Origin of the sequence: Macrococcoides goetzii (genome assembly GCF_002742385.2) — a bacterium.
GTDB lineage: Bacteria > Bacillota > Bacilli > Staphylococcales > Staphylococcaceae > Macrococcoides > Macrococcoides goetzii.
On record NZ_MJBI02000005.1, the window covers coordinates 60,151 to 73,479 of the forward strand.

Here is a 13,329-nt window from a genome sequence, read left to right on the forward strand (position 1 = left end):
GTACTTATAAAAAAAAGACATTCCCAGATAGGAATGTCTACACGTTCTTATCTGCCAGCTTACGCTGTAGGAATTAGCACCTTACATTACTGCAGGTTGCTGGATGTCATCGGGCCCTTCCCTCGATCCGTCTTGATAAGTTATTGAATTTAATACTAACTATATAGTTATCTATAAATTCTGTCAAATATCAAAATTAATATGTCGGTAAAGTAATTAAGAATTTCGTGCCGGCCACTGAACTTACAACGTCTATCGTGCCATCATGCAGTTCAACGATTTCTTTTGCCACAGATAATCCCAAACCACTGCCATTATGATGTTCATTCGTTCTATTTCCACGATAGAACTGTTCAAAGATATGCGTCAGATCTTCCTGCGGTATACCTTGTCCGTTATCCGAAATTTCTATGATTGCGTTACTTCCACTCGTGTACGTACTTATCCATACTTCAACATTAACGTTATGCGTAAAACTATTCGACACAATATTCGTCAGTACACGATCCATGCGTGACGTATCAATATGAATCGTCGCATCTTCTTTATGGACGTAGCTTAACCCTTTATTGCCATATTGAGAGACAAATGCATCAATATACGTTCGTAAACACGTTTCTTCTGTATGGAACTGAATGCCATCACTTTTCAGTTGATAGACCATATTCAAATCTTTCAGCAGCTGATCGATATATAATGCTTTATCTTCAATAATGCTGATAAACTTCTTCTGTTCATCCGGTTCAAGCGGCATTCCACTGTTAAGTATTTTTGCGTAACCATAAATTGAACTCAGCGGTGTTTTTAGATCATGTGTAATACCACGTACCCAGTTTTCACGCTGAATATTCATGTTACTTTGGTAATTTTTATCATCTGATAACTTTCCAGTAAGCTTCGCTATCGCTCCGTCGATTGGACTATACATACGATATTTACGGCGCAATCGGCCATTTTTATATATTTTTTCATTATTTAATACGGAATAGTCACCTTTAGCCAGTTGCTCTACCCATGTTGAAAAATGTCTTAATGGTTGTGCTAAACGGTTACCTAAAAAGAATGATAACAGTAAAATAGCGGCTAATACAACAAGATTCATCCATGCATACCAAATTAAAAAGTTTTTCATAACATTCATAAAATCTTTATCATAAATATAGCTGTTTTCTGCAAATATTGCTTTCGTATCAGCGGGATGTGGATTTTTCTGAACAACATAATAATTTTTATTATCTTTAAAATATGAAACAAAGAAATATTTTTGATAATTGTCGTTATTCTTATGCTTGAACAGCGTATTATTCACGACATCTTCATCAAACGCTCCAGAAATTTTAGTTAAACCTTTGCGCTCAACGACAAATAATGCGAGATTGTGTTCGTCCAGATAATTTTGTGCGTCTTTTTCATTTCTCTCTAGTTTACGTCTCGCTTCACTTAATATCGTATTCTGCAGATAGATGACCTGCTGTCCTTTTGGCATCTCCCAAGTCGTAAATTCTTCAGCACGATATGTATTTAACGGGCGCAACTTAAAGCCTTTTTCTGATGAATAAATCACTTCATCATCTTTATTCTTTACTACAAGTACTCCGTCATGTCGCTTAACATAATTAACCATCTCTTTAATCGGTTTAACTTTATCCCCATCAAACTTAAAGTATTCACTGATAGAAAATGAATCTACACGCTGCATATCTTCTTCAAAGAAGCTTTGCTCACTCGTAAACAGGAAATAGACAAAGAAAGCACAAATAATGAATGTCACCGAAAAATAAAAAATCAGAAAATAACGGATAAAGCGAATCATAAATTTTTTGCTGATGCTCATCTATCCTCACCTGATTTTAAAATATAGCCGATACCACGTGACGTTAATAATAATTTCGGTTTACTCGGCTCAACTTCGAGCTTTTCTCTTAACTTTCTGATATGCACCATTACGGTATTATCATCAACAAACTGATTTTCCCACACCGCTTCATAAATCTGCTCTTTCGTACAGATTTCATCCTGATGTTCATATAGGTATTGCATCAATAAATATTGTTTTCCTGAAAGTAGATATTTCTTATCTCTTACAGTTAATTCTGCATTACGTTCATCAAATGAATATAACACCTTTTCTTTTTTACCGGACTTCATGTAACGCTCAACATTGACTTTTACTCTCACTGCAAGCTCCATCGGATTAAATGGCTTTGTAATATAATCATCTGCTCCATTTTGAAAGCCTTTAATCTTATCTCTATCCTGCGTATTGGCTGACACATAAAGAATCGGCGCATCGGTCATTTCTCGTATTTCATTGCCAAGATCATAACCTGACCCATCTCCAAGATTTATATCTAGTAGATACGTATCATAATGCGCACTAATCATCGACTTCGCCTGTGCAAATGTAGAAGCAATATCAACTTTTTCGAATCCTTCACGCACGAGAATAAACTTTATAAGTTCAGCAATCTCAAGTTCATCTTCTACGATTAATATTGACGGCATATTTTCGACTCCTTTAAAAGATGCATTTATTTAGTAATAATAACAAAATTTCCACTATTTTTGTATTATTCTTTAAAATGATAAAAAAATAAGACTGAAGTAATTACTTCAATCTTAGACTTAAATTATTGAAACATCTTCATGAGATGTTCTATCACTATACCAGTCCACTGCTTTTACCGTCATCACAGTTACAAAGATCAGTTTAGACTGTTCATACGTCTGCACATCAAATGGATACATTTTAGCGAGTTCTCTTTTCACACTATTATAGCGTTCCATCTCGCTCGGATAATATTTCAAATAACTGGTAAACGCAGTCATTTCAATAATCTTTTCGTGACCTACAGGAAAAATATAGAGTTGATGCGTTCTGTCACCTGAAATGCGCTTCACATATTGCAGACTATCTTTAAATTCCGGTGTGATGCTTTCATAACCTAAATTGATTAAAGCCATATGCTGTGTTTCAAAGAGCTGCAAACTTTTAGTGACAATCATCATATCAATAATTGGTTTAGCCGACATACCAGGGACTGCTGTTGAACCGATATGCAATATATTATCGGCGTGCTCTTTAATACTATTTTTTAATTTTCTGCTTTCATCTAAAAACAAATGCTGCCAAATACTATCATATGATAAAACAACAATCCTCTTCATATGCCACCAACTTTCAAATTTTGTAATAAAACTATTATATCTTATTGTGACCATGTTCACAAACTATTTCGTTGTTTTCTACTTTATGTCATGTTATTATTAATTCCGAGTTAACCGATAAGATTACTTAAAGTATAGGAGCGGAAAATAATAATGAGCTTACCTTTTATGGATATATTTAAAGACTGGGCATCAGAATACGATAACTTCGTAACTGGTCAGGACCCTGAGTATAAAGATGTTTTTGTGAACTATGACTTTATGATCGCCCAAGCAGTGAAATACGCTAAAGGCGATGTTGTAGAATTTGGACCGGGTACCGGTAATTTAACTAATTACCTTTTACAGCAAGGTTTAAACGTACGTGCGATTGAACCGAGTGAAGAAATGGCTGCCATCGGAGAAAAGAAGACTGGAATTACTTTTGAGCGTGGTGACTTTTTAAACTTTAAACAGCAACCAGCTGACACATTTATCTCTTCATTTGCATTCCATCACTTAACGGATACAGAAAAAGATATCGCTATCGGTAAGTATGCGGAATTATTAAATGAAGGTGGCCGTGTCATCATTTTAGATACAATCTTCAATTCTGAAGAAGAGAAACAGTCGATGATAGAGCATTATACGTCACTTGGCTTTAATAATTTAGTAGAAGATTTAAACCGTGAATACTATCCATTAAAAGAGACAATGGAAAGCATCGCGAGTCGCAACGGCTTCGATTATCACGATACGCAACTGAACCGCTTTGCACATCTGCAAATTTTAGAAAAAAAAACAATTAAAAAACCATTCGATTTAATCGGTCACACACCGATGATAGAAATTACAGCATTTCCATTAAATAAGGGAAATCGTATTTTCGCAAAACTAGAGCATCATAATTTAGGTGGCTCGGTAAAAGATCGATTAGGACTAAATATTATTATGAAAGCGTTAGATCGCGGCGATATTAAAAGCGGTCAAGTCGTAGAAGCAACAGCCGGAAATACTGGTATCGGGTTAGCACTCGTATGCCAGAAGTTTGATTTAAAGTTACGTGTATACGTTCCAGAGAAGTTCAGTGTTGAAAAACAAAGCATCATGCGTGCTTTAGGTGCAGAAATTATCAATACACCAACAGAAAAAGGGATGCTATTTGCACGCGAGGAAGCTTTGAAATATGCACAGGAAACTGGCGCATTCTTCACAAATCAATTCGAATCGCCTGATAATCCTTCTAGTTATGAAGAACTTGCCAATGAAATTATCGCTGATGTTGGACGCGTTGATATGATCGTAGCTGGCGCTGGTTCAGGTGGTACGTTTACAGGACTAGCACATTACTTTAAAGATGCACATAAAGTAATCGTAGAGCCGGAAGGTTCAATATTAAATGGTGGAGCATCAGGCAGTCACAGAACTGAAGGTATCGGTGTTGAAAAATGGCCAGACTTCTTACCGAAAGATTTAATCGATGCAGTTGAAACGATCTCTGATATCGATGCTTTTACAAAAGTGTCAGAACTTGCTAAGCTTGAAGGGTTAATGCAAGGTAGTTCATCTGGTGCTGCATTACAGGCAGCGTTAAATCAGCAACAACACTTTACGAATCAAAATATCGTAGTCATCTTCCCGGATGCAAGTGACAGATATTTATCACAAGCAATATTTAATATTAAAGGAGAATAACAATGAAGAAAAAAACAATGATGATTCATGGTGGACAAACGACTGATGCTTTTACTGGATCAGTCAATGCACCAATTTATCAGACAAGCACATATAAACAAGATGGTATCGGTAACTTACGACAAGGTTATGAGTATTCTCGTACGAAGAACCCAACGCGTACTGCCTTAGAAACATTAATCGCAGACCTTGAACATGGACACGAAGGTTTCGCATTCGGTTCAGGCATGGCAGCAGTATCAACAGTAGTGATGCTGTTAAATGCCGGTGACCATATTGTGGTTGGTAGCGACGTATACGGCGGAACATACCGTGTATTTACTAAAGTATTTGACCGTATCGGTATTAAATCAACGTTTGTAGATACAACAGATGTTGAAGCGGTTAAAGCGGCAATTACACCTGAAACTAAGATGTTATATATCGAAACACCGACAAATCCATTACTCAATGTTACTGACATTCGTGCAATGGTAGAAATCGCACAAGCAAACAACTTAATCTCAGTAGTAGATAATACATTTATGACACCATATTTCCAGAATCCAATCGATCTAGGTGTTGATATCGTATTACATTCAGCAACAAAATATATCGGTGGTCATAGTGATGTTGTAGCAGGATTACTTGTTTCTCGTACTCCAGAATTATCAGAACAAATCCACTTTATCCAGAACTCTGTTGGTGGTATTCTTGGGCCACAAGATAGTTTCTTACTTGTACGTGGTATTAAAACATTAGCACTGCGTATGGAACAAACTGAAAAATCAACGATGAAAATTATCGAATTCCTACAATCACAAGATAAAGTAACAAATATCTTCCATCCATCATTATTAGATGCAGAACGTAAAGCAATTCATGAATCACAAGCAACTGGATTTGGTGGTATGATTTCTTTTGATGTGGGTTCTAAAGAAAATGCTGAACTACTTGTAAAATCTTTAAAATACTTTACATTAGCTGAATCATTAGGTGCAGTTGAAAGTTTAATCTCTGTACCAAGTCAAATGACACATGCATCTATTCCACGTGAACGTCGTTTAGAATTAGGCATCACTGATGGATTAGTGCGTATTTCAGTGGGTATTGAAGATAGTGAAGATTTATTAGCAGATTTAAAAGAAGGATTTTCATTACTTAAATAATTAGGAGGCATATCATGACACAAAAAATGAACGTTGAAAGCTTTAACTTAGACCATACAATCGTAGACGCACCATTCGTACGTTTAGCAGGTATTAAAGAAGGTATCAATGGCGATGTTATTAACAAATACGATATCCGTTTCAAACAACCAAACAAAGAACATATGGAAATGCCTGCACTTCATTCATTAGAACATTTAATGGCTGAGAACATCCGTAATCATACAGATAAAGTTGTAGATTTATCACCAATGGGATGTCAGACAGGATTCTACCTATCACTAATTAACCATGATGACTATGAAGACGTGTTAGTTATCCTGGAAAAAACATTAAATGACGTTCTTGCTGCTACAGAAGTACCAGCATGTAACGAAGTACAATGTGGATGGGCTGCAAGCCACTCATTAGAAGGTGCGCAAGCTATTGCTAAAGAAATGTTAAGTAAAAAAGAAGGCTGGAGAAATATTTATCAAGAAGGTAAAGCACCAGCAGAATAATTAAAAATCCACCTCGTCTGAGGTGGATTTTTTTCTAACTCAATCACAATAATTCATTGATTAAAATCTAATTAAATTAGCGGCTGCATAAACATCATCATATTCGTTCAATACTTTTAACTGTTCATCAACAATATCTAAATGATATGGCCCAGTCATCTCACCAATTTCATACATCTTCGCACGATCAATGTCATCATGCTTCTTAAAGTTAAACGTTACGCTGTAATCTGATTTCTCTCCAGTACCATAAACAAGTTCACCTAAAACTTTAGTCGTACCATTACCTTCAAAGTAAGGTTTCAACTCTAATGGCAATGTAAATCTGAAACGATAATGCGGTGTATTATGCATTAAATAATTGTATAACACACGATCAATTCTATAATCTAAGCGGAAAGCAACACCATTATCGTTTGGCGTTACGACTAAATTCTTCACCATAAAGTGTGGCATATGAAACTCTTTACCTACAGCTTCAGGTGGTGTCGGTTCCGGTTTTACAAGTTCAACATTGACGCTTTTTTTCTTCTCATCATTATGTTTCAAATTTTGTACCTCATCGTTTTGTTTTTGATTTTTCGTTAAGAAATAATAAAGTGCTCCACTCGCTGCAACAAATACAATTGCACCGACCGCACCAGTCGTCTTTTTACAGTTACATTTCATAGTGACGTCCCCTTTATCTACGTTATTTTATTTCACTATACCCCATTCATCCTTCTTTTAAGCGAAACTATTGAAAAACTATAAAAATCTATAAAAAACTATAAAAAAAATAAAAAACATGGTAATGTAGTGTTTGTACTTTAAGAAACGAGGTTTTATGTATGCTTTTTTCACGAACACCAGTAAATAAACTTTTACCGTTCGTATACACAACACTTTTTGTTATTTTTATATTACTTATATTTGAGCAGATGCTACAAATGGTTATTGTTTTATTATTTCCGGACATATATAGTGTATTACCCTTTACTTTAGACATTTTCTTTACAGAAAATATTAGTGAACTTACAAATATTCCTTCATGGATCATTATTCTGATTGTCATCACCATACTTATCGCATTAACATTCTGGATCGTTGAATTACTCGTAAAATATAATGAGCGTCAGGAAGAACTATACATCGGTGATATCACAGATCATCACCTTTACTTAGCCATATTTACACGTCCAAATGTTAATATAACAGATCTACCGATTTACACCGGAGACTTTATGCGTGATAATAAAGGGACTTCAAGCACTTCAAAAACAAATAGTACACCAGGTGAACTCTATAAATTCATGCATGCAGCACTGTTTAGTAAACCACTTGATGAGGTCTTCTATATACAGCATATTAAAGTTCAGAAAGAAACATGGCGAGGACTTAAATTTACAGGTGAAGCGATAACGAATAAACGTAATCTACTCGTACGAAAGCAGAAGAAATTCTTCCTTTCCCGCTCAGTAAACGATTACGATAAAATGAAAACATTCATTAAAAGTATCGCTGAAAACTAACATTTACAGATAATTTACTTTAAATTCACTCCACCTCAATATTAAAGGGGTAAGATGTCTATCATGGAGATGATAGACATGTTTACAGAAAAAGAACGTTTAAACTTAATTATGTCGTATGGTTTAGAAGAATCCATCGATCTTTATAATAAATATTATGATGAAATCCATTCTATAGATTTAAAAAAATTTAAATCAACAATGAGCATCCAGTATGATTTGCCACAAAAACTTGCTGATGCCATATACTTTATAGAATACCATTATAAAAATCGTGGCACTCACTTTGAAGAGATCATGGACTTCTTTAATACTTTACGCGCGATTGAACGACAAGTGATATAAAAATGGCTCACTACAATATGTAGCGAGCATTTTTATTAGTTTCTATTTCAATTCACTCAAATAACTCTCTCCGAACTCAGGTAATTTCACTTCAAAGTTATCTGCAATCGTAGCTCCAATTGAAGCAAATGTGTCATGTCCTGAAAGTTCACCATTACCGATTGATTTAGAATACATCAATAAAGGTACATATTCTCTCGTATGATCTGTTCCAGGCATTGTTGGATCATTACCATGGTCTGCAGTAATGATTAATAGATCATCTTCTCGAAGTTCATCTAATAATTCACCTAAACGCTCATCAAATGCTTTAATCGCATTCATATAACCTTCTTTATCACGACGATGACCATATAAAGCATCAAAATCTACTAAGTTTAAGAAGCTTACACCTTTGAAATCACGTTTTACAACTTCTAATAACTTATCCATACCATCCATGTTATCTTTCGTACGGATTGACTCAGTGACACCTTCTCCATCATAAATATCATTAATCTTACCGATTGCGATTACATCTAAACCAGCATCTTTCATTTCATTCATTACTGTACGTCCGAAAGGTTTCAACGCATAATCATGACGGTTGGATGTTCTCGTAAAGTTTCCAGGTTCCCCTACATATGGTCTTGCAATAATACGACCGATCAAGTATTTAGGATCCTTTGTAAACTCACGCACTTTCTCACAGATTTCATATAATTCATCTAACGGAATAATATCTTCATGTGCAGCGATTTGTAATACAGGGTCAGCTGAAGTATAGACGATCAAATCGCCAGTCTTCATTTGATGTTCGCCCCACTCGTCAATGATTGCTGTACCTGATGCCGGTTTATTGGCAACAACTTTGCGTCCAGTCATTTCTTCGATTGCTTGTACGAGTTCCTCAGGGAATCCATCAGGATAAACTTTAAATGGTTTATCGATATTTAATCCCATAATCTCCCAGTGTCCAGTCATCGTATCTTTCCCAACTGATGCTTCAGACAATTTCGTATAATAGCCAACCGGTTCATCTACCTTATTTACTACTGGAAGATCAGCAATATTTCCTAAACCTAAACGCTCTAAGTTTGGTAGCTGTCCTTCGTAACCTTCTAACGTATGTTTCAAAGTGTGACTACCAACATCGCCAAACTTGTCAGCATCCGGTGCTTCACCGATACCTACAGAGTCCATTACGATTAAATGAATTCTATTAAATTTCATGATTATCTCTCCTTTGCGTTGTGCTGATTTTGGTGGATTTCAGTGGTGACTTGTCCAATATCTCGTGTTTATTGGACACATCGCTCTCACATCCAATCCAATCCAAATCCAACTATTCAGTAATAACTTTATGAATCAATACTGGTGCTTCTGCACTGTCTGCAATTTCAATATTGTCGTAAATCTTATTCATAACGTCTTCTACATTATCTCGGTTTGCGTATATTGTTACAAGTGATTCGCCCGCTTCAACTTTGTCGCCGACTTTCTTACGTAACATCAATCCTACCGCTAAATCAATAACGTCTTCTTTCGTAGCGCGTCCTGCCCCAAGTAACATCGATGCTACTCCTATTTCATCTGCTACAATCTTGCTTACGACGCCACTTGCTTTCGCTGGTACTTCAATCACATATTCTGCTTGAGGTAACTTCGTTACATCATCAACGACTGACGCATCTCCACCTTGGTTTGCAAGGAATGTCTTAAATTTCTCTAACGCTTTACCATTATCAATTACTTCCTGCAATTTCGTACGTGCTTCATCTAATGATTCTGCTTTACCCGCTAACACGACCATTTGACTTCCTAGAGTAAGCACCAGTTCTGTTAAGTCTTCCGGTCCTTCACCGCGTAATGTTTCAATCGCTTCTTTCACTTCTAATGCATTTCCGATTGCAAATCCTAACGGTTGACTCATATCAGAGATAATCGCCATCGTGTTACGTCCAACGTTATTTCCGATTTTAACCATTGCATGTGCAAGCTGCTCTGCATCTTCTTCTGTCTTCATAAATGCTCCGGCACCTGTCTTAACATCTAAACAAATCGCATCTGCTCCTGCTGCAATCTTCTTACTCATAATACTTGATGCGATTAACGGGATACTGTTCACTGTTCCTGTAACATCACGTAATGCATATAATTTCTTATCTGCCGGTGTTAAATTGCCTGTTTGTCCGATAACCGCTAACTTATCTTCATTTACAATCTTAACGAAGTCTTCTTCTGAAATTTCAACATGGAATCCTTCTACCGCTTCTAATTTATCAATCGTCCCACCTGTATGTCCTAATCCACGGCCACTCATCTTCGCAACCGGAATATCAAGCGCTGCTACTAATGGTCCTAATACTAAAGTTGTCGTATCACCAACACCGCCAGTTGAATGCTTATCAACTTTCACACCTTCTATAGCACTTAAGTCAATCTGATCGCCACTTTCAACCATCGCCATCGTTAAGTTAGCACGTTCTTCATCGTTCATATCCTGGAAGAATATCGCCATCGCTAAACTTGATGCCTGATAATCAGGGATTTCACCATTCGTATATCCTTTGATGAAAAACTCGATTTCTTCTTTCGTTAATGCATGTCCGTCACGTTTCTTTGCTATAATGTCTACCATTCTCATCATTAATGACCTCCATTTATTTTGTAAGCGTTTTCTTTTACACTAAAAGTGAAAGGGAATTAATAATCCCCTTTAGCTTCTTCACCTTTTAAAATTTGTACACCAGCTGATGCACCGATACGTGTAGCACCTGCATCAATCATCGCTTTAACGTCTTCATAAGAACGCACACCACCAGATGCTTTCACACCCATATCAGGTCCTACTGTTTCACGCATTAATTTCACATCTGCGACTGTTGCTCCACCTGTTGAGAATCCTGTAGAAGTCTTAACGAAATCTGCCCCTACTTCTTTCGCAATTTCGCAAACTTTCACTTTCTCTTCGTCAGTTAACAGACTTGTTTCGATAATTACTTTCGTCGTAACATCTCCTGCAGCATCGACTACCGCTTTAATATCTTCACGTACTAAATCAAAGTTACCACTCTTAGCCGCACCGATATTAATTACCATATCAACTTCACCTGCACCATTCGCAATTGCATCTTTCGTTTCAAATGCTTTTACTGCTGGTGTGTTAGCTCCTAACGGGAAGCCGATTACAGTACATACTAAAACATCAGTACCCTCTAATAAAGCATGTGCATACTTTACATGTGTCGGGTTCACACAAACACTCATAAATCCGTATTCACGCGCTTCTTGTGCAAGCTGTTCAATTTGGGCAGTCGTCGTTTCTGGTTTCAAAGCAGTATGATCAATATATTTCGCTAAATTCATATTATTTATTCCTCCCTTATATTCAATCCCATTATAACAGATATTGAACAAAAGTAAAAACGATAAATGAAATTACGTTCAAGTTAAATTAATTGCTTAGCCGTAATGCTATCAGTTATCAGGACATTCGGGATACCACCAGCGAGAGCACCTCGAATGGCTTCTACTTTATGTTTACCCCCTGCAACGAGTATGCTTGTTGGAATCTGCTTTAATGTATCCAGCGTCACACCCATCGTACGATCATCGACCCAGACGTCAGCAATTCTCCCATTCTTATTATAAAATCTTGAACAGATGTCACCCACCGCTTCATGCTTCAGACGTTTCACTTCATCGTCCGATAAAAAGCCAAGCTTAAACAACAGTGCTTCATCACGCACTGTACCGGTAGTATATATCGCAACATCACATTCACTTGCCATGTTTAATATCCCTTTAATATGGCGATCTTCACTCACTAATTGTTTCACCTGTTTGTTATCAAAAATAACAGGTACAGGTAAATCACGCGGAATGGAATTAAAGCTCTTTGCAAATAAAGCTAACGTTTCATGCGAATTCGTCTTTATATTTGAGTATGAAATACCACCCTTTAACTGAATGGTAGACACGCCAGTTAAATTTGTCGGCTTCATTAAGTTAGCAGTTTCATACATCGTTTTTCCCCAGCTGATGCCGACAACGTCATTGTTCTTCACATTTTCATGAAGAAATTCTGCAGCTGCTTCTGCTATAGCACTGAGCACAATTTCATATTTATCACTTGATACTTCTTTAATTAAGACATGCTTTAAATTATATTTTTCTTTCAGTAATTCTGCGAGTTCTTCACTTTTCTCATACGGGTCATGAATCGTTATATTGACAATCCCCATATCTTTAGCAAATTGAAGTTGTCTCGATACTGTCGGTCTGGAAATATTAAGTTCATCAGCAATTGCTTTTTGTCCTAAATTTTCCTCGTAATACATTTTTGCGATTCTGATACATTGTTTGATTTTTTCTTCCATTATGCTCACCTCTACTTACATCCATTCTAAGGGAAAACATAAAAAAATACACTTCAATTCCTTTGAAGTGTATCAATTAATTTATTAACTAATGTTAACGCGTTAGATTTTAAATTATCCTAAGAATGATTTTAACATCCAGTTATGTTTCTCAAGGTTTGTAATCATACCTAAGAACATATCAGCAGTCATTTCATCATCTGCTGCTTCAGCAGTAGTTTTACCTTCTTCTAATTGTTTAATCACTTTATCAAAGTCTTTAGATAAATCTTTCACCATATCTTCAGCAGATAAATTTTTCTTAGCTTCTTTAACAACAGATAAATCTAAACTTTCTTTTAACGTTGCAATAGGATTTCCTTCGATAGCTAAAATACGTTCAGCTAATTCATCAATGTATACGTTAGCTTCATCATATAACTCTTCGAATTTAGTGTGTAAACTAAAGAAGTGTGGTCCTTTTACATACCAGTGATAGTTGTGTAATTTCGTATAAAGGACCGTCCAGTTTGCCACCTGTTGGTTTAATGCTGCTACTACTTTGTTTTCTTGTGTTTTTTTAGCCATTCATAATCTCTCCTTTTAATTTCTTATTTATATTAATTATTATATTATAATCATT

General features: G+C 36.1%; 14 protein-coding genes and 1 riboswitch. Of the genes, 5 read left to right on the forward strand and 9 right to left on the reverse strand.

Annotated features, from left to right (window positions below):
* Positions 1-44: 44 nt before the first annotated feature.
* Positions 45-142, reverse strand: a riboswitch (SAM riboswitch).
* Positions 143-196: 54 nt separating this feature from the next.
* The 3 genes from BFS35_RS10555 to BFS35_RS10565 form a co-directional block, all read right to left on the reverse strand.
* Entirely contained in the window at positions 197-1,834 is a 1,638-nt protein-coding gene (locus BFS35_RS10555) for a sensor histidine kinase (RefSeq protein ID WP_099581491.1), read from the reverse strand.
* Positions 1,831-2,505: a response regulator transcription factor gene (locus tag BFS35_RS10560; RefSeq protein ID WP_099581493.1), complete on the reverse strand. Its 675-nt coding sequence runs from the start codon at positions 2,503-2,505 to the stop codon at positions 1,831-1,833. Before BFS35_RS10560 ends, BFS35_RS10555 begins: the two co-directional genes overlap by 4 nt.
* A gap of 120 nt (positions 2,506-2,625) precedes the next feature.
* Positions 2,626-3,168, reverse strand: a complete 543-nt coding sequence (locus BFS35_RS10565; protein ID WP_158554304.1) for a GrpB family protein — start codon at positions 3,166-3,168, stop codon at positions 2,626-2,628.
* A gap of 153 nt (positions 3,169-3,321) precedes the next feature.
* Here BFS35_RS10565 and BFS35_RS14230 point away from each other — a divergent pair, with 153 nt between their 5' ends.
* Genes BFS35_RS14230 through BFS35_RS10580 form a run of 3 tightly spaced genes read left to right on the forward strand, consistent with a single transcriptional unit; the run spans position 3,322 to position 6,490 of the window.
* Positions 3,322-4,842 carry a pyridoxal-phosphate dependent enzyme gene (locus BFS35_RS14230; protein WP_099581497.1) on the forward strand — a complete coding sequence of 507 codons (1,521 nt, stop codon included), beginning with the start codon at positions 3,322-3,324 and terminating at the stop codon, positions 4,840-4,842.
* A gap of 2 nt (positions 4,843-4,844) precedes the next feature.
* Complete coding sequence (locus BFS35_RS10575) at positions 4,845-5,990, forward strand: bifunctional cystathionine gamma-lyase/homocysteine desulfhydrase (RefSeq protein WP_099581499.1); 1,146 nt, start codon at positions 4,845-4,847, stop codon at positions 5,988-5,990.
* Positions 5,991-6,004: 14 nt separating this feature from the next.
* Positions 6,005-6,490 (forward strand): S-ribosylhomocysteine lyase, encoded by a 486-nt coding sequence (locus BFS35_RS10580; RefSeq protein ID WP_099581501.1) that lies wholly within the window; start codon positions 6,005-6,007, stop codon positions 6,488-6,490.
* 60 nt (positions 6,491-6,550) lie between these two features.
* Here the strand turns inward: BFS35_RS10580 and BFS35_RS10585 are convergent, their stop codons facing one another.
* Entirely contained in the window at positions 6,551-7,159 is a 609-nt protein-coding gene (locus BFS35_RS10585; protein WP_099581503.1) for a hypothetical protein, read from the reverse strand.
* 161 nt (positions 7,160-7,320) lie between these two features.
* On the opposite strand from BFS35_RS10585, the gene BFS35_RS10590 reads away from it, so the two are divergent.
* A complete protein-coding gene (locus tag BFS35_RS10590; protein WP_099581505.1) occupies positions 7,321-8,001 on the forward strand; it encodes a hypothetical protein in 681 nt (226 codons plus the stop codon).
* Between the two features lie 78 nt (positions 8,002-8,079).
* On the forward strand, positions 8,080-8,346 hold the full coding sequence (locus tag BFS35_RS10595; RefSeq protein ID WP_099581507.1) for a hypothetical protein: 267 nt from the start codon (positions 8,080-8,082) through the stop codon (positions 8,344-8,346).
* A 42-nt stretch (positions 8,347-8,388) separates the two neighbouring features.
* Here BFS35_RS10595 and deoB read toward each other — a convergent pair whose 3' ends face one another.
* The 5 genes from deoB to BFS35_RS10620 all read right to left on the reverse strand — a co-directional run bounded on the left by deoB (position 8,389) and on the right by BFS35_RS10620 (position 13,274).
* Positions 8,389-9,564 (reverse strand): phosphopentomutase, encoded by a 1,176-nt coding sequence (deoB, locus tag BFS35_RS10600; protein WP_099581509.1) that lies wholly within the window; start codon positions 9,562-9,564, stop codon positions 8,389-8,391.
* 106 nt (positions 9,565-9,670) lie between these two features.
* Complete coding sequence (locus BFS35_RS10605) at positions 9,671-10,972, reverse strand: pyrimidine-nucleoside phosphorylase (protein ID WP_099581578.1); 1,302 nt, start codon at positions 10,970-10,972, stop codon at positions 9,671-9,673.
* A 59-nt stretch (positions 10,973-11,031) separates the two neighbouring features.
* A complete protein-coding gene (gene deoC / locus BFS35_RS10610) occupies positions 11,032-11,694 on the reverse strand; it encodes a deoxyribose-phosphate aldolase (protein WP_099581511.1) in 663 nt (220 codons plus the stop codon).
* 83 nt (positions 11,695-11,777) lie between these two features.
* Positions 11,778-12,707, reverse strand: a complete 930-nt coding sequence (locus BFS35_RS10615) for a sugar-binding transcriptional regulator (RefSeq protein WP_199798225.1) — start codon at positions 12,705-12,707, stop codon at positions 11,778-11,780.
* A gap of 114 nt (positions 12,708-12,821) precedes the next feature.
* Entirely contained in the window at positions 12,822-13,274 is a 453-nt protein-coding gene (locus tag BFS35_RS10620) for a Dps family protein (protein WP_099581513.1), read from the reverse strand.
* Between the last annotated feature and the right edge of the window lie 55 nt (positions 13,275-13,329).